General features: G+C 67.0%; 12 protein-coding genes. 5 read left to right on the plus strand and 7 right to left on the minus strand.

The window, feature by feature from the left end; all coding sequences use genetic code 11:
- Positions 1-48 precede the first annotated feature (48 nt).
- Entirely contained in the window at positions 49-2,118 is a 2,070-nt protein-coding gene (locus AC5P7E_RS13515; RefSeq protein WP_005413024.1) for an EAL domain-containing response regulator, read from the plus strand.
- Between the two features lie 107 nt (positions 2,119-2,225).
- On the opposite strand, the gene fabV is transcribed toward AC5P7E_RS13515, so the two are convergent.
- The 6 genes from fabV to queA form a co-directional block, all read right to left on the minus strand.
- Complete coding sequence (gene fabV, locus AC5P7E_RS13520) at positions 2,226-3,485, minus strand: enoyl-ACP reductase FabV (RefSeq protein WP_495222849.1); 1,260 nt, start codon at positions 3,483-3,485, stop codon at positions 2,226-2,228.
- Positions 3,486-4,178: 693 nt separating this feature from the next.
- The gene (gene secF, locus AC5P7E_RS13525; protein WP_005409259.1) at positions 4,179-5,159 is read right to left on the minus strand and encodes a protein translocase subunit SecF; all 981 of its coding nucleotides are present in this window, start codon (positions 5,157-5,159) and stop codon (positions 4,179-4,181) included.
- 16 nt (positions 5,160-5,175) lie between these two features.
- On the minus strand, positions 5,176-7,032 hold the full coding sequence (gene secD / locus AC5P7E_RS13530; RefSeq protein WP_043035689.1) for a protein translocase subunit SecD: 1,857 nt from the start codon (positions 7,030-7,032) through the stop codon (positions 5,176-5,178).
- A 61-nt stretch (positions 7,033-7,093) separates the two neighbouring features.
- Positions 7,094-7,438 carry a preprotein translocase subunit YajC gene (yajC, locus tag AC5P7E_RS13535; protein WP_005409257.1) on the minus strand — a complete coding sequence of 115 codons (345 nt, stop codon included), beginning with the start codon at positions 7,436-7,438 and terminating at the stop codon, positions 7,094-7,096.
- Between the two features lie 133 nt (positions 7,439-7,571).
- Positions 7,572-8,702, minus strand: coding sequence for a tRNA guanosine(34) transglycosylase Tgt (tgt, locus tag AC5P7E_RS13540; RefSeq protein WP_005409256.1), 1,131 nt, complete (start codon positions 8,700-8,702; stop codon positions 7,572-7,574).
- A 177-nt stretch (positions 8,703-8,879) separates the two neighbouring features.
- Positions 8,880-9,947, minus strand: a complete 1,068-nt coding sequence (gene queA / locus AC5P7E_RS13545; RefSeq protein ID WP_114618660.1) for a tRNA preQ1(34) S-adenosylmethionine ribosyltransferase-isomerase QueA — start codon at positions 9,945-9,947, stop codon at positions 8,880-8,882.
- A 211-nt stretch (positions 9,948-10,158) separates the two neighbouring features.
- Here queA and AC5P7E_RS13550 point away from each other — a divergent pair, with 211 nt between their 5' ends.
- Entirely contained in the window at positions 10,159-11,655 is a 1,497-nt protein-coding gene (locus tag AC5P7E_RS13550) for an aminotransferase class III-fold pyridoxal phosphate-dependent enzyme (RefSeq protein ID WP_099498317.1), read from the plus strand.
- Positions 11,656-11,838: 183 nt separating this feature from the next.
- Positions 11,839-12,432 (plus strand): LOG family protein, encoded by a 594-nt coding sequence (locus AC5P7E_RS13555; protein WP_005409253.1) that lies wholly within the window; start codon positions 11,839-11,841, stop codon positions 12,430-12,432.
- A 19-nt stretch (positions 12,433-12,451) separates the two neighbouring features.
- On the opposite strand, the gene AC5P7E_RS13560 is transcribed toward AC5P7E_RS13555, so the two are convergent.
- A complete protein-coding gene (locus tag AC5P7E_RS13560; RefSeq protein ID WP_231347584.1) occupies positions 12,452-15,250 on the minus strand; it encodes a bifunctional diguanylate cyclase/phosphodiesterase in 2,799 nt (932 codons plus the stop codon).
- A gap of 292 nt (positions 15,251-15,542) precedes the next feature.
- On the opposite strand from AC5P7E_RS13560, the gene AC5P7E_RS13565 reads away from it, so the two are divergent.
- On the plus strand, positions 15,543-16,061 hold the full coding sequence (locus AC5P7E_RS13565) for an RNA polymerase sigma factor (protein ID WP_229295586.1): 519 nt from the start codon (positions 15,543-15,545) through the stop codon (positions 16,059-16,061).
- Positions 16,058-17,077: a hypothetical protein gene (locus tag AC5P7E_RS13570; RefSeq protein WP_111687136.1), complete on the plus strand. Its 1,020-nt coding sequence runs from the start codon at positions 16,058-16,060 to the stop codon at positions 17,075-17,077. The genes AC5P7E_RS13565 and AC5P7E_RS13570 overlap by 4 nt, the downstream gene beginning before the upstream one ends.
- Positions 17,078-17,083: the final 6 nt, after the last annotated feature.

Below are 17,083 nucleotides of genomic sequence, written 5' to 3' on the forward strand. Positions count from 1 at the left end.
GGTTCGCCGCGCATCGTGTATCTAGATTCGCAGATTGGGGAGCAGTGCATGCAGAACGCGAACGACATCACCATCCGCCTGCTGATCGTCGATGACAGCGGCGAGAATGCCGAAGCCATCGTCAGCACGCTGCGCAACAGCGGCATCGCGGTGCGCCCTTGGCGTCCGCAGGATGCGGCCGAGCTGTCCCAGGTGCTGTCCAGCCAGGCCATCGACCTGGTGCTGGCGTCCCCCTCGCAAGGCATCCCGCTGCCGCTGGTGGCCCAGCACATCGCCGCCAGCGGCAAGGACATTCCGCTGGTGCTGCTGGCCGATCGCATCGACGAGGACGAGCTGGTGCAGGCCAGCAGCCACGGCATCCGTGCCCTCGCCCTGCGCCAGCGCTCCGAGCATCTGTTGGCCGTGGTCCGCGACCAATGGGTGGACCTGCAGGCCCGTCGCGGCCTGCGCCGCATCGAAGCGCAGATGCGCGAGACCGAGCGCCGCTGCGATGCGCTGATCGCCTCTTCGCGCGATCCCATCGCCTACGTGCACGAAGGCATGCACATCCGTGCCAACGATGCCTACCTGGAAATGTTCGGCTACGAGCAGTTCGACGACATCGAAGGCATCTCGCTGCTGGACATGGTCGCCGCGCAGCATGTGGAAGGCTTCAAGCAGCTGCTGAAGGGCCTGAGCCGTGGCGAGGCGCCGCCGCCGCAGTACCAGCTCGATGCCCGCCACGAGGATGGCAGTACGTTCGCGGCAACCATGGAATTCACCGCCGCCACCTACGAAGGCGAATCCTGCCTGCAGGTGGTGCTTCGCCGCCGCATGGAGTTCGATCCGGAGCTGGCCCGCGAGGTCGAGGACCTGCGCCAGCGCGATCAGGTCACGGGCCTGCTCAACCGCCCGACCTTCATGCTGCAGCTGGAAAGCGCAGTGGCACAGGCCGGGCGCAGCGAAGGCCAGTTCGGCCTGCTGCTGATCGAGCCGGACCACTACGCGCGCCTGCTGCCGGACATCGGCCTGGCCTCGGCCGACGCGCTGATCGGCGCCCTTGCCGGCCTGCTGGCCGAGGTCGTTGGCGAGGACGCGCAGCTGGCCCGCTTCGGCGAACACAATTTCGCCGTGCTGCAGGCCGGGCCCTACGCGCAGACCGTGGCACTGGCCGAGCGCATCCGCGAAGCGTATGCAGCGCATGTGTTCAGCATCGGCGCGCGCTCGGCCACGGTGACGGTCAGCATCGGTGGCGTGCAGGTGGGCGAGAAGATCGCCAGCATCGGCCAGGTGCTCGCACGCGCCAGCGAGTGCACGCATGCCGCCGCCGAACTGGGCAATACCTGCCGCATCTTCGACCCGGCTGCGGCCGACCGCGTCGAGGAAGAACGCGTGCTGCGCTGGGTCACCCGTATCCGTGAAGCACTGGCCGGCGACGGCTTCCAGCTGCACTACCAGCCGGTGCTGAACCTGCAGGGCGAGCCGCTGGAGCTGTACGAGGCCTACCTGCGCCTGGAGCACAACGGCGAACTGCTGAGCCCGACCGCGTTCCTGGGCATCGCCGAGGAGTACGGCCTGCTGGCGGAGATCAACCGCTGGGTGGTTTCGCAGGCCATCGCCGTACTGGGTCAGCGCGCACGCCAGGGCCATGCCACCCAGGTTCTGGTGAAGGTAACGCCGGAATCGTTCGACGACCCAGAGATGATCGCCACCCTGCGGCGCGAGCTGCAGGCGCAGGGCGTGCCCGGCGAACGGCTGTGGCTGCATGCGCCAGAAGCGAAGGTGTTCACCCACCTGCGCAGTGCGCAGCAGTTCCTTGCCGAAGTGGCGCCACTGGGCTGCCGCATCGGGCTGGAGCAGTTCGGTTCGGGATTGGACTCGTTCCAGCTGCTCGCCCACTTCCAGCCGCAGTTCCTCAAGCTGGACCGCGGTTTCACCAGCGATCTGGCGGCCACCCGCGAGAACATCGACCGCATCAGCCAGATCACCGCACGCGCGCAGGAGGCCGGCATCCGCACCATCGCCGAGTTCGTCAGCGACGCCAATTCGATGACCCTGCTGTTCAGTGCCGGCGTGGATTACGTGCAGGGCGACTTCGTCGGCCCGGCGCTGCCGGAGATGGGGTTCGAGTTCGGGTGACCGGGGTAGTGCCGGCCGCTGGCCGGCAGCCTTTGGTACCCAGGGTTGCCGGCCAGCGGCCGGCCCCACCAAAAGCGAAGGCCGGCTTTCGCCGGCCTTTTCATTGGTCAGGTCATGTCGACCAGATTATCGATCTTCACGTCCGGATTGACGTCGGCCTCGTAGTCGACACCCTCCACGCCAAAACCGAACAGGCGCAGGAAGTCGGCCTTGTAGCCGGCCAGGTCGCTGATCTCGTACAGGTTCTCATTGGTGACCTGCGGCCACAGCGCGACCACCTTGCCCTGCACGTCTGCCGCCATTTCCTTGTAGTCGGCACGCAGGCGGCCTTCCTCGTCGACCAGCGCGACGGTATGGCCATCGCCATCGACCAGATCGTGGCGCAGGCGATCGATCGCCACGCCGTCGGCCTTGCCGCCGTAGAGGATGTCGTACAGCACGTCCAGCTGCTCGATGCAGCCTTCGTGGGTGCCCTTTTCCTTCATCACCTTGAACAGCAGCGACAGGTAGAGCGGCATGGTCGGAATGGCCGAGCTGGCCTGGGTGACCACGGCCTTCAGCACCGACACGCGCGCGTCGCCGCCGATTTTCGCCAGCTTCTCGCGCAGGCCCAGCACCTTGGTGTCCAGGTCCTTCTTGGCGGCGCCGATCGAGCCGTTCCAGTAAATCGCCTGGGTGATCTCTTCGCCCACGTAGGTGAAGGCCGTGGTGGTGCAGCCGTTGGCCAGCACGCCGGCGTCGGCCAGCGCGTCGATCCACATCTGCCAGTCTTCGCCACCCATCACCGCGACGGTGCCAGCGATCTCTTCCGGGGTAGCCGGCTGCAGGGTGGTTTCCGTGATTACTTCCTTGTCGGTATCCAGGCCGCGCAGGGTGATCGGCTCGCCGATCGGCTTCAGCGTAGAGCTGATGACTTCACCGGTCTTGGGGTGCTTGCGACGCGGCGCCGCCAGGCTGTAGACGACCTGGTCGACCTGGCCGAGATCGGCCTTGATCATTTCGATGGTCTTCGCCTTCACTTCATCGGAGAAGCCATCGCCGTTGATGCTCTTGGCGTACAGGCCGGCTTCGTCGGCGTACTTGTGGAACGCAGCCGAGTTGTACCAGCCCGCAGTACCCGGCTTGCTCTCGCTGCCCGGGCGCTCGAAGAAGATGCCCAGGGTCGCGGCGCCGCTGCCGAAGGCAGCGGCGATGCGCGCAGCCAGGCCGTAGCCGGTGGAGGCGCCGATCACCAGCACGCGCTTGGGGCCGTTCTGGATCGGCGGACGCGCGCGGATGTAGTCGATCTGCTGCTTGACCGCGGCCTCGCAGCCGGTCGGGTGGGTGGTGACGCAGATGAAGCCGCGGACGCGCGGTTTGATGACCATGGATACCTCGGGTTGGCAGATGCGGCGCACGGGGCGCTCAGCAGGAATACGGGCGCGCGCCTGCGCGCGCGAACCGCAGGATCGTAGTGCGCGGGGGCCGAATGCACAACCGACGCTGGCGTAGGGTGGTGTTTCTTTTGCAGGGTTGCACCCTGCACCTGCGGTAGTGCCGGCCGCTGGCCGGCAACCTCAACAGCAACGTCAAAAGCTGGGTTCCTGGGGGTGGGCGGGGTGGGTCCGGTTGAGGGGGACGCTGCAAGTACGTCCATGTAAGCTCGGTCGCCGCATCCATGCGGCTCACGCCCCCTCAACCGGACCCACCCCGCCTTCGACAGACTTCCGCGATCTGTTGGAACGGCGTGCGGCCTTGGTAGGTGTCGACCTTGGTCGACACGGTTGAATTCATTCGATATCTGACAGATGTGTCGACCAAGGTCGACACCTACCGACAGCCGCAGGAATCTGTCAAAGGTGGGGCGGTGTCGGAGTGCGGGGTGTCAGCCGCATGGATGCGGCTGCCAAGCCTACAGGGACGTACTTGCGGCGCCCCCGCACTCCGACACCGCCCCACCAATCCACGGAATGCCCGCTGTTGCTGTTGCTGTTGCCTCTGCAGGTGCAGGGCTGCAAGCCCTGCCAACAAAAAACCCCGCTTGCGCGGGGTTCTCTGTGCATTGCGTGCAGCGCGAACGCTTACGGGCGACGGGCCAGGGCCTCGACGTCCTTCGCCTTCGGCAGCAGGTCCTGCTTGCTGACGCGCAGGAAACCGATCGTCAGCATCGGCACCGCCACCAGGATCGAGGACAGCACCACGATCACCGCACCGATCATGTGCGTCTCGGCCAGGCCTTCCATCGAGCTGCCGCCGTACATGTACAGCGCCAGCGCCGACAGGAAGAACATCACCGCGGTGATCACCGTACGCGACAGCGTCTGGTTGATCGAACGGTTCAGCACTTCCATCGAGTCCACGCGCAGGCTGCGGAAGTTCTCGCGGACGCGGTCGAAGACCACGATGATGTCGTTGATCGCAAAGCCCATCACCGACAGCAGGCCGGCCAGCACGGTCAGGTCGAACTCACGACCCAGCAGGGACACGTAAGCGACCGTCACGATCAGGTCGAACATCGCCACGATGCTGGCGGTGACCGCGAACTTCCACTCGAAGCGCACTGCGATGTAGATCAGGAAGCCGGCCAGCATGAAGATGGTGGCGTACAGGCCATTCATCGCCAGATCCTTGCCGATCTGCGGGCCGACGAACTCGTTGCGCAGCACGGTGGCCTGGTTGTCGGCAGAAGACAGCGCCTTCACCACGGCGGCAGCGGTGGCCTTGTCCTCGGCGGCGGCGTCACCGGTACCCGGCGCATGCTCACCGTGCGGGGCCAGGCGGATCAGCAGGTCGGTGTTGCCACCGACGCTCTGGACCTGGGCGCCTTCGAAGCCACTCTGCTCGAGCTTGTTGCGGACCTGCTCGACGTCCACCGGCTTGTCGAAGCGGGCTTCGATCAGGGTGCCGCCGGTGAAGTCCAGCGCGTAGTTGAAGCCCTTGATGCCGATGATGGCGACCGAGGCCAGGAACACCACGATGGTGACTGCCATGGCGACATGGCGCCAGCGCATGAAGTCGATCTTGGTGTCGTTCGGGAGGATGTGCAGCGGAAACAGTTTCATTGTGCGTGTCGTCCCGTCAGATGGCCACGTTCTGGAGCTTCTTGCGACGGCCGTAGATCAGCGTCGCCAGCGCACGCGACACGGTGATCGCGGTGAACATGGAGGCGAAAATACCGATGATCATGGTCAGTGCGAAGCCCTTCAGCGGACCGGTACCGAATGCGAACAGCGCCACACCGACGATCAGGCCGGTCAGGTTGGCGTCGAGGATGGTGCCCGAGGCACGCTCGTAACCGGTCACGATCGCGGTCTTGCCCGGCACGCCGGCACGCAGCTCTTCACGGATACGCTCGTTGATCAGCACGTTGGCGTCCACCGACAGGCCGACCGACAACGCCAGGCCGGCGAAGCCCGGCAGGGTCATGGTCGCGCCAAACAGCGACATCACCGCCACCACGATCAGCAGGTTGAACAGCATCGCGATCGAGGTGATCACACCGAACATGCGGTAGTAGACGCTGAAGAACACCAGGGTGAACAGGAACGCGAACACCACTGCGCGCATGCCGTTCTTGACGTTCTCGGCGCCGAGGCTCGGGCCGACCACACGCTCTTCGACGAAGTCCATCGGCGCGGCCAGCGAGCCGGACTTCAGCAGCTTGGCCAGGTCGTCGGCTTCCTTCTTCTGCAGGCCGGTGGTCTGGAAGTTCTTGCCGAACACGCCGTTGATGTTGGCCACCGAGATCACTTCCTCGTTGACCTTGAAGCCACGCACTTCCTGGCCGTCAACCAGGGTCACGGTCGGCACGCGTTCGGTATACACCACCGCCATCGGCTTGTTCACGTTGGCGCTGGTGAAGTCGAACATGCGCTGGCCGCCGACGTTGTTCAGCGTCACGCTGACCGCCGGGGCACCGCTGGTGGAGTCGGTCACCGCCTGCGCGCCGACCATCTGGTCGCCGGTGACGATCACGCGCTTGTTCAGCAGGATCGGACCGCCGCCGTCACGGCGCTGATAGACCTTCGCTTCCGGCGGAATGCGGCCGGAGTCGATGGCGTCCTGGGCATTGCCCTCGACCACCGCGCGGTATTCCAGGGTGGCGGTGGCGCCGATCATGCGCTTGGCTTCGGCAGTGTCCTGCACGCCGGGCAGCTGCACGACCACGCGGTCGGCACCCTGGCGCTGGATGATCGGCTCGGCCACGCCGAGCTGGTTCACGCGGTTGCGCAGGGTGTTGATGTTCTGCTCGATGGCGCCATTGGCGATCTGCGCGATCTCGGTCTCCGGCACGGTCACCGTGATTCGGTTGCCGCTGACGTCGTAGCCGAGCGTCGGCTGCGCCTTCACCAGCGCCGCACGGGCACGCTGTGCGGCGTCATCACCGGCGGACGGGCTCAGGTTGGCCACGATGCTGTTGTCCGCGCGACGCTCCACCGACTGGTACGCGATGCGCGCGTCACGCAGGGTGCTGCGCACGTCTTCGGTGTAGGCGTCCAGGCGCTTGTCGAGGGCGGCCTTCTGGTCGACCTGCAGCACGAAGTGCACACCACCCTGCAGGTCCAGGCCCAGCACCATCGGGCGACCGCCGAGGTTGGCCAGCCAGTCCGGCACGGTCGAGGCCAGGTTCAGGGCCACGGTGTACTTTTCGCCGACGGTGTCGCGCAGGGCGTCGCTGGCAGCGGACTGCGCCTTCAGGTCCGGCAGGCGGACAATCAGGCTTTCCCCTTCCTTCTCGACACCGACGGGGGTGACACCGGCCGTCTTCAGGTCGGCCAGCACACGGTCGCGCAGCGCATCGTCGATCTGCCCGCCACGGTTGGCGGTGATCTGGAGGGCCGGGTCCTTCTGGTAGATGTTGGGCAGCGCGTACAGCGCGCTGAGCGCCAGTACGATCAGGATGACGACGTACTTCCAGCGTGGAAATTCGAGCATTGCTTGGGTCCCGCGCGGCGCCATCCCCGGCGCCGCGGTTGTGCATCGGAAAGGGAGTGGCTTACTGGGCCGACTTCAGGGTACCGGCCGGCAGCACGTTGCCGACAGCGCCCTTCTGCACGCGGATGCGCACGTTGTCAGCCACTTCAATGGTGATGAAGTTGTCGCCGATGTCGGTGACGATGCCGGCGATGCCGCCGTTGGTCAGCACTTCATCGCCACGCTTGATCTTCTCCAGCATGGCCTTGTGCTCCTTCTGCCGCTTCATCTGCGGGCGGATCATCAGGAAGTACATGATGGCGATCAGGATGACCGGGAACAGCAGCGTGGTCAGGCCCATGCCCTGCGGTTGGCCGCCGGCGGCCTGGGCGTGGGCGGCGGGAATCAGGAAAGCAAGCAGGTTCATCGTTGGTCCTTTGGTTGGGCGGCGCTTCGGCCCTTTCACGGGCACGAGGTGTCGACCGCGGATCTGGGTCAGCCTTGAAGTATGCCACGGCCCCGGGCGTTCGTCCTTGGGCCGTTTGGCAGGGGCGTTCGGGTTACAGGGGCGGGGCCACCGCCCCGCGTGCCGCGTAGAAAGACTCGCGGAAGGCCAGGAAGGTTCCCGCCTCGATGGCCGCGCGGATGTCGGCCATCAGCTTTTCGTAATAGAACAGGTTGTGCAGGGTACCGAGCATCGGCGCCAGCATCTCGTTGCAGCGGTCCAGGTGGCGCAGGTAGGAACGCGTGTAACCGCCGGTGCAGGCCACGCAGCCGCAGCCCGGCTCGATCGGGTCCATGTCCCGCGCGTACTGGGAATTTCGGATGCGAACGGTGCCGAACGAGGTGAAATAGTGGCCGTTGCGGGCGTTACGGGTGGGCATCACGCAGTCGAACATGTCCACGCCACGTGCGACACCCTCGACCAGGTCCTCCGGCCGGCCCACACCCATCAGGTAGCGCGGACGGTCGCTTGGCAGCTCCGGGTCCAGGTGGTCGAGCATGGCGTTGCGCTCGTGCTCCGGCTCGCCCACAGCCAGGCCGCCGATGGCATAGCCGTCGAAGCCGATCGCCTGCAGGGCCTCGGCCGAGCGGCTGCGCAGGTCGGTGTGCACGCCGCCCTGGACGATGCCGAACAGGGCCGCGTCATTGCCCAGCTCGTCATGCGCGTTGCGGCTGCGCTGGGCCCAGCGCAGGCTCAGCTCCATCGACCGGCGCGCCACATCCTCGGTGGCCGGGTACGGGGTGCACTCGTCGAAGATCATCACCACGTCCGAATCGAGCACCTTCTGGATCTTCATGCTCTCTTCCGGGCCCAGGAACACACGGGCGCCGTCGGTGGGCGAGGCAAAGGTCACGCCCTGCTCGGTGATCTTGCGGCGGTGGGCCAGCGAGAACACCTGGAAGCCACCGGAGTCGGTCAGGATCGGGCCATCCCAGCGGCAGAAGCCGTGCAGGCCGCCGTGGTCGGCAATGATGTCCAGGCCCGGGCGCAGGTACAGGTGGAAGGTATTGCCGAGGATGATCTCGGCGCCCAGCGCACGCACCTGGTCCGGCAGGATGCCCTTGACCGAGCCATAGGTCCCCACCGGCATGAAGGCCGGCGTTTCCACCGTGCCACGCGGGAAGGTCAGGCGGCCACGGCGGGCACGGCCGTCGCGGGTCTGGAGCTGGAACTGCAGTCGGGACATGGAGCGGTCATTCGGGCAAATAGTTGCTCATTGTCTCCCAAAACCGGCTCGACCGCCCATTCAGGCCTGAACGGCACGGCAGTAGAGCCACGCCATGCGTGGCTTTCCTGGTCTCCAGGCACCTGCAAGTGCGCACCAACGGTGCGCACCCACCACAAGCAGGCAGAGGTCAGCGCCCTACCCCGCCTGCGGGAACAGCAGCATCGCGTCGCCGTAGCTGAAGAAGCGGTAGCGCTGCTCGATCGCGTGCTGGTAGGCCTCGAACACGCGCTCCTTGCCGGCGAACGCGGAGATCATCATCAGCAGCGTGCTTTCCGGCAGGTGGAAGTTGGTCACCATCGCGTCGACGCTGCGGATGCGGTAACCCGGGGTGATGAAGATCTGCGTTTCGCCGGCAAACGGCAGCAGCTCGCCGTCGCGCATCGCGCTTTCCAGCGCGCGCACCACGGTGGTGCCGACGCCGATCACGCGGCCGCCGGCGGCGCGCGTGCGCCGCACCTGCTGCACCAGCTCGGCACCCACGTTCAGCCACTCGCGGTGCATCACGTGGTCCTTCAGGTCATCGGCACGCACCGGCTGGAAGGTGCCTGCACCCACGTGCAGGGTGACGTGCCCGAACTCCACGCCCTTGTCCTTCAGTGCGGCCAGCAGCGGTTCGTCGAAATGCAGGCCGGCGGTTGGCGCCGCCACCGCCCCCACTTCGCGCGCGAACACAGTCTGATAGCGCTCGCGGTCGTCCACGCCCGGCTCGCGCTGGATGTACGGCGGCAGCGGCAGGCGGCCGGCGTGCAGCAGCCACTGTTCCAGCGATTCCGGCACATGGAACTGCAGTACGTAGAACTCGCCATCGCGGCCCAGCACCTCTGCTTCACCGCCGGCATCCAGCGCGATGCGGCTGCCGGCCTTCGGTGACTTGCTGGCGCCCACCTGGGCACGTGCCTGCTGGCCGCCCAGCAGGCGCTCGATCAGTATCTCCACGCGGCCACCGCTGGCCTTCTGCCCGAACAGGCGCGCCGGGATCACCCGGGTGTCGTTGAACACCAGCAGGTCGCCCAGCTGCAGCAGCGACGGCAGGTCGCGCACCTGCAGGTCGGTGAAGGCATCGGGCGCCGGCGGTACCAGCAGCAGGCGGCTTGCGGAACGTTCGGCCAGCGGGGCCTGCGCGATCAGTTCAGCCGGCAGGTCGTAATGGAAATCGGACTTCTTCAAGGCAGTGGGCGGCAACAGGTCGACAATGGCGCGCATTGTACGTCCAGCGTCTGCGAGCCGGCGTGCTTCGCGGCGAACGTCGCGGAAAATGCTGCTATGCAGCAGGTTTCTGCGGGGTTATCGCGCAAAAAAACAAGTGCTAGCATCGAGCCGGAAGTCCGCTGCACGAGCCTGCCCCCAAGCGCGCGTGATGACGCGCGTTTTGCTTTTGAAGACCCGTGCGACCCATTGTTTCAGGAGATCTGCAATGAGCTTCATCGAACGCCTCGCCCCCCTGCGCAGCCAGCCCGGCACCCGTCTCACCACCGGGCTGGACGATGCCACCCTGACCGCCCTGTCCGCCAACCACCCGCAGCTGATCGCCGCGGTGGACGCCGCTGCCGAGGAATTCGCGCGCGTGCAGGCCGACCTGGGGCCGCTGCTGGCGCAGGACGAACAGGCGCAGATCGACGCGATGCAGGACGGTTTCGTCAATTTCTATGCCGATGACGCGGTGACCCCGTACGTGGCACTGGCTGCGCGCGGCCCGTGGGTGGTCACCCTGAAGGGCGCCGTGCTGTACGACGCCGGCGGCTACGGCATGCTCGGCTTCGGGCACACCCCGGACGCCGTGCTGGAGGCGATGGCCCGCCCGCAGGTGATGGCCAACATCATGACCCCCAGCCTGTCGCAGCAGCGCTTCATCACCGCCCTGCGCGCCGAGATCGGCCACCGCCGTGGCGGCTGCCCGTTCGCCCGTTTCATGTGCCTGAATTCCGGTTCCGAAGCGGTCGGCCTGGCCGCCCGCATCGCCGATGTCAACGCCAAGCTGCAGACCGACCCGGGTGCGCGCCACGCTGGCGCTGCGATCAAGCGCGTGGTGGTCAAGGGCAGCTTCCATGGCCGTACCGACCGCCCTGCCCTGTATTCCGATTCCAGCCGCAAGAGCTACATGCAGCACCTGGCCAGCTACCGCGGTGAGGACTCGGTGATCACCGTGGCGCCGTACGACGAAGCCGGCCTGCGCAAGGTGTTCGAGGACGCCGCGCGCAACCAGTGGTTCATCGAGGCGGTGTTCCTGGAGCCGGTGATGGGCGAAGGCGATCCGGGCCGTTCGGTGCCGCCGTCGTTCTATGCCGTGGCCCGCGAACTGACCCGTGCCCACGGCAGCCTGCTGCTGCTCGACTCGATCCAGGCCGGCCTGCGCGCGCATGGCGTGCTGTCGGTGGTCGATTACCCGGGCTTCGAAGGCCTCGACCCGCCGGACATGGAGACCTATTCCAAGGCCCTCAACGCCGCGCAGTACCCGCTGTCGGTGCTGGCGGTGACCGAGCATGCCGCGCAGCTGTACCGCAAGGGCATCTATGGCAATACCATGACCAGCAACCCGCGTGCGCTGGACGTGGCCTGCGCCACCTTGGCCCAGCTGACCCCGCAGGTGCGCGCCAACATCGCCGAACGCGGTGCCGAGGCCGTGCGCAGGCTGGAACAGCTGAAGAACGAGCTGGGCGGGCTGATCACCAAGGTGCAGGGCACCGGTCTGCTGTTCTCCTGCGAGCTGGCCCCGCAGTTCAAGTGCTACGGTGCCAACTCGACCGAGGAATGGCTGCGCCAGCACGGCATCAACGTGATCCACGGCGGCGAGAACTCGCTGCGCTTCACCCCGCACTTCGGCATGGACAGCGAGGAGCTGGACCTGCTGGTGGGCATGGTCGGCCGCGCCCTGCGTGAAGGCCCGCGCCGCGAGCAGGCCGCTGCCGCGTAAGCCTGCTTGGCGTTTGTAGAGTCGAGCCGTGCTCGACTCGGCCTTTGCCGCGATCTGAACGAAGATCAGCCGAGCATGGCTCGGCTCTACAGAAGGGCTCATAATCCAAGGACACCCCGTCCCCGACCGCCCTGCGGTTGGCGACGGGGCGTTTTCGTTTCCGGCCAAGAGACAGGAAGATCCATGAAATCGATCTGTGTGTACTGTGGTTCCAACGCTGGCAGCAAGCCGGCCTACACCGAACGCGCCATTGCCCTGGGTGACCGCATCGCCCGCGACGGCCTGCGCCTGGTGTATGGCGGCGGCAACGTCGGCCTGATGGGAACCGTGGCCAATGCCGTGCTCGCCGCTGGCGGCGAGGTGACCGGCGTGATCCCGCGCCAGCTGGCCGACTGGGAAGTGGCGCACCGTGGCCTGACCGAACTGGAGATCGTCGGTTCGATGCATGAGCGCAAGTCGCGCATGTTCGATCTTGCCGACGGTTTCGTCGCCCTGCCCGGCGGCTTCGGCACCATGGAAGAGATCTTCGAGATGCTGACCTGGCGCCAGCTGGGCATCGGCAACAAGCCATGCGCATTCCTCGATGTGGACGGCTTCTACGCCCCGCTGATCGGCATGATCGATCGCATGGTGGAAGAACGCTTCCTGCATCCGGACCAGCGCCAGGACCTGTGGTACGGCTCGGACATCGAAGAGATGCTGGAGTGGATGAAGAACTACCAGCCGGCCCAGGCCTCGAAGTGGATCGACGAGAAGCGCCGCGCCGCCCTGCGATGATGCAGCTGCACGCGGTGGCTCAGGCCGCCGCGTGCGCCCACGGCGCGGGCCGCCCCAGCAGGTAGCCCTGGCCGTAGTCGCAGCCCAGTTCACGCAGGGTCTGCCGCTGCGCGTCGGTCTCGATGCCTTCGCCAATGGTCTCAATGCCCAGCGTGCGCGCCAGCGACAGCACGCCTTCCACCAGCGCCCGCGTACTCTGCACTTCCGGACCGTGCAGGCCGGCGATGAAGCTCTGGTCGATCTTCAGCGTGCTGATCGGGAAACGGTGGAGGTAGGACAGCGCGGAGAACCCGGTACCGAAATCGTCCAGCTGCACCTGGATGCCGCGCTCGCGCAGGCCCTGCAGGATACGCAGCGTGTGCGGGCCGTCGTCCAGCAACGCCACCTCGGTGATTTCCAGGCGCAGCCGGCGCGGATCGGCACCACAGCTGTCGAGCAGGCCGAACAGGCGATCACTTAACTCTGCCGAGCGGAAATGCCGGGGCGATACGTTCACCGAGACGTAGCCTTCGCCTCCCCGTGCCAGCCCCGCGATGACCTGCTCGTAGATCAGCCAGTCCACCTGTTCGATCAGGCCGCTCTCTTCACCCAGCTCCAGGAACGCGCCGGGCAGCAGCAGGCCACGGCGCTCATGCTGCCAGCGCAGCAGCGCCTCGTGACCGACCACTTCGCCGTCGGACAAGCGCACGATCGGCTGATAGAACGGCACGAAATCGCGGTTGTTGATCGCACGGCGCAGGTCGGCTTCCAGGTCCAGGCTGCGCATGGCTTCTTCGCGCATGTCCTCGTCGAAGATCGCACAGCGGTCATGGCCCTGCGCCTTGGCCCGGTACATGGCCGCATCCGCATCGCGCAGCAGCTCTTCTCCGGTGCGGTAGCGCGGATTCCACAGGGCAATGCCCAGGCTGCCGGACGGAAACAGTTCGCGCCCGGCGATCCACATCGATTCCTGCAACGCCAGCAGCAGCCGCTGGCCGAAATCCAGTGCCTGCGCCAGGCCCTGCGGGCACTGCAGCAGCACAGCGAACTCATCACCGCCAAGCCGGGCCACCACATCTTCGGCACCTGCCATCGACACGATGCGCTTGGCCACTTCCACCAGCATGCGGTCGCCGGCGGCATGGCCGATGCTGTCGTTGACCAGCTTGAAGCGGTCCAGATCGAGGAACAGCACGGCGAACACCGGTCCGCCCTCGCGCTTGGCCAGCGACAGTGAATCCTGCAGGCGATCCAGCAGGTGCAGGCGGTTGGGCAGGCCTGTCAGCGCATCGTGCATGGCCTGGTGGGTCAGGCGCTGCTCGGCACGCAGGCGCTCACCGATCTGCCCAAGCAGCTTTTCGTTGACCTCGGCCAGTTCGCGGGTGCGTTCCTCAACGCGCTTTTCCAGCTCGGCATGTGCCGAACGCAGCCGCTGCTGGTCGCGCTGGCGCGCAAGCCCGGTTCCGATGTTCTGCGCAACGAAGGTCAGCAGCCGCTGATCGTGCACGCTGAACGTGCTGTTCTCGCTGTAGCTCTGCACCACGATCGCACCCACCACCTCATCGTCGCGCAGCAACGGCACGCCCAGCCAGCAATGCGAGCGCGCGCCGGACTCGCGCACTTCACCACTGGCCAGCAGCGCATCGATCTGCGCGCGTGACGCCAGCAGCGGGCGCCGGTTGCGCACCACGTATTCGGTCAAGCCCCGGCTGAACGGCCGTGGCGCGCGGCTGGCATTGTGCTCGTCCACCGAATACACGAAGTCCAGGCCGTTGCCGGCCGGGTTGACCAGGGCGATGTAGAAATTGCGTGCGTCGAGCAGGCGTCCGACCACCCCATGCACCTGACCATAGAACTGGTCCAGGCTGTCGGCAGACATCGCCATCTCGGCGATGTTGTACAGCGCGGTCTGCAACTGTTCGGCACGGCGACGCTCTGCCACCTCATCCTGCAGGCTGCGGTTGGCGCGCTGCAGTTCCTGGGTGCGCCGCGCCACCTGCTGCTCCAGCCGCACCTGCGCCTGGCGCCGGTCCATCGCGGTCTGTACGTGCTGCGCAACGAAGCCCAGCAATGCGCGCTCGGCCTCGCCATAGCGGGCTGCCTGTTCATAGCTCTGAACCACGATGGCGCCGCAGACGCGGCCGTCGCGCAGCATCGGCACGCCCAGCCAGTCCAGGCTTTCGGGCCCACGCTGCGGGTCGTGCTCCTGTTCCATCACCTGCGCCAGCAGTCTGCGCGAGGGACCACTGAGCGGCTTGCCATGGCGCAACAGCGCCACGGTCAGGCTGCGCGGCATCTCGCTGGCGTCATGGCTCTGCGTGGGATCGGCGACGAAGTCATCGACCTGATCGGCGAAGTACAGGAAGCGGATCTGGTCGCGCACATCGTCGTATTCCACGATGTAGCAGTTTTCGGCATACATCAGCGTGCCCAGCACACCATGCACGTGGCGCAGCATCTCGGGCATTTCCAGGTCGGCACCGGCCAGATCTGCAATCTGGAACAGGGCCTGCTGCAGCCGTTCGGCCTCTTCCAGCGCCTTGATCTGGCCGGCCTGGCGGCCGCGCTGCAGCGCCAGCTCCATCGCCTGCCGGGCCAGCCCCCACCACGCGGGTGAAGGCACCGCGCCCGCAACCGACAGCAGCAGCCGCGCACCGTCATACTCCCAGCCGTGCTGGCCATCGCCGGTGGCGGGCTCCACGGACGCAGCGCTGTCAATCGCAGGCAAGGGCCAGCCCCCTCGGCCACTCCCCAGCTGCGGGTCGTCCCAGCCAACGCGGACCACGGCCGTTTCCGGCAAAAGCGCATGCAACGCGCGCACCAGCGCCGTGCTCAACACGGCCTCGTGTAGTGGCTCTTCCGCCGATTCAGCATGCGTGGACAAATGACAATCTCTTGGCGCCGTCTGTGCGTCGCCTCCCCTGAGCCGCCGAGCATAGCGCGCCACCCGGGGGGCAATGGAAGCCCGTAAACCCCGAATCGTGCGCCCGTACGTTTTTCGTGCTGTCCGTAGCTGCTTCCATGCCATGAACCTCGCCCTTCCCGCCCCTGCCACCGGCTATGCGCCACCGCCTGCAGGCCTTACCCTGTACGCCGTGGAAGCCAGCGCACTGCCAACCGATGAAGCCTTGATGCTGGCCTGGGCCGGTGGCGACCTGCGCGCGTTCGAAAGCCTGTATGGGCGCCACCGCAAGCGCCTGTTCGGCTTCCTGCTGCGGCAACTGCGCGACACCGCGCTGGCCGAGGAGATCTTCCAGGACGTCTGGCAGCGGGTGATCAGCGCCCGTGCCGGGTGGCAACCGGACGCGGCCTTCAGCACCTGGCTGTTCCGCATTGCCCACAACCGCCTGAACGACCATTGGCGCGCCGCCCGCCACCGTCCGGCTGCCCCGGCCGATGCCGATCTGCGCCTGGCCGCGATCGAGGATGGGCAGACCCCGGAAGGCGAGCTTTCCGAATTCGAACAACGTCGCCGCATCCAGCTGGCGATGGAACAACTGCCGCCTGAGCAGCGCGAAGTGCTGCAACTGCGGCTGGATCAGGAACTGAGCCTGGAGGAGATCGGCCAGATCACCGGCGTAGGCCGGGAAACCGTGAAATCGCGGCTGCGCTATGCGATGGACAAGCTGCGTGCGGGATTGAACGCATGAACCGAGACGAACCGCTGACGCCGGAAGAACGCGAGCTGGCCCGGCTGCTCGGCCGTCGCGCCGAGCAGGCTCCGCCCGCCGCACTGGACGCTGCCATCCTGGCCGCGGCCCGCGCTGCCGTGGACGCGCCGGCGGCCGATGCGGTCGCCTCTCCCGAGGCGCCGCGCACGCAGCGCACACGCCCGCGTTGGCCGGCGGTGTTCGGCATCGCCGCCTCGATGGTGTTTGCCATCGGCATCGCCTGGCAGCTGCGTCCGGAACCGCCGCCGGTTCCGACCGGTGAGGCCGCTGTTGCTGCGGCACCGGCAGCGGCAGAAGACGTTGCGGCTGCCGATCAGGCCGCTGACCGCAGTGCAGCCGACAGCGCTGTGGCGGCCGCCGAACCAAGCGCTGCGCCCGCAGCACCCGAGGCCGCCCCTGTTGCCGCTGCCCCGGCACCGGCCATCGCACGCGCGCCCGAGCCGGCGCCGGCCGAGACCGCTGAAGCGCCGGCCCAGGCTGCACGATCGATGGCTGCGGATGCGGCCGCCGATACCGCCTTTGCGGCCCTCCCGCCAGCGCCGACGGCAGCACCGGCCGCAGCGCCGCCTGCGCCACCGGCATCCGCCGCCTACTCGGCACCGGCACCTGCACCGGCATTCGCGCCGGCAGCGTCCGGGGCACTGAAAGCACGCACGGCCGCGGCACCTGCACCGGCACCGGCAGCCAATGCCGCCGAGGTCGCGCGGGCGGAGGCGCTGGATCGGGTGGAGATCACCTCGATGAAGCGTGAGGCCCCCAGCCGTTCGGCTCCGGGCATCATGCGCCGCGGCAGCGATGCGGGCCTGAGCGCGGATACCGTGCAGGCCGAGGTGGACGCCGACGCGCGCCTGCCACGCCGGCAGTGGCTGCAGAAAATCCGCGAGCGCCGTGATCAGGACCAGCGCGACCTCGCCCGCGCCAGCCTGGAGCGCTACATCCAGCAATATCCGGAAGCGCGCCTGCCGCGCGACCTGCGCCCGCTGCTGGACGACTGAAGCGGG

The organism is Stenotrophomonas sp. YJH_SMC_25, from assembly GCF_059369595.1.

Bases quoted from the DNA above. Each gene is read 5' to 3' on its own strand.
- AC5P7E_RS13515 (WP_005413024.1), top strand. From the start codon at position 49: ATGCAGAACGCGAACGACATCACCATCCGCCTGCTGATCGTCGATGAC.
- fabV (WP_495222849.1), bottom strand. From the start codon at position 3,485: ATGGTCATCAAACCGCGCGTCCGCGGCTTCATCTGCGTCACCACCCAC.
- secF (WP_005409259.1), bottom strand. From the start codon at position 5,159: ATGAAACTGTTTCCGCTGCACATCCTCCCGAACGACACCAAGATCGAC.
- secD (WP_043035689.1), bottom strand. From the start codon at position 7,032: ATGCTCGAATTTCCACGCTGGAAGTACGTCGTCATCCTGATCGTACTG.
- yajC (WP_005409257.1), bottom strand. From the start codon at position 7,438: ATGAACCTGCTTGCTTTCCTGATTCCCGCCGCCCACGCCCAGGCCGCC.
- tgt (WP_005409256.1), bottom strand. From the start codon at position 8,702: ATGTCCCGACTGCAGTTCCAGCTCCAGACCCGCGACGGCCGTGCCCGC.
- queA (WP_114618660.1), bottom strand. From the start codon at position 9,947: ATGCGCGCCATTGTCGACCTGTTGCCGCCCACTGCCTTGAAGAAGTCC.
- AC5P7E_RS13550 (WP_099498317.1), top strand. From the start codon at position 10,159: ATGAGCTTCATCGAACGCCTCGCCCCCCTGCGCAGCCAGCCCGGCACC.
- AC5P7E_RS13555 (WP_005409253.1), top strand. From the start codon at position 11,839: ATGAAATCGATCTGTGTGTACTGTGGTTCCAACGCTGGCAGCAAGCCG.
- AC5P7E_RS13565 (WP_229295586.1), top strand. From the start codon at position 15,543: ATGCTGGCCTGGGCCGGTGGCGACCTGCGCGCGTTCGAAAGCCTGTAT.
- AC5P7E_RS13570 (WP_111687136.1), top strand. From the start codon at position 16,058: ATGAACCGAGACGAACCGCTGACGCCGGAAGAACGCGAGCTGGCCCGG.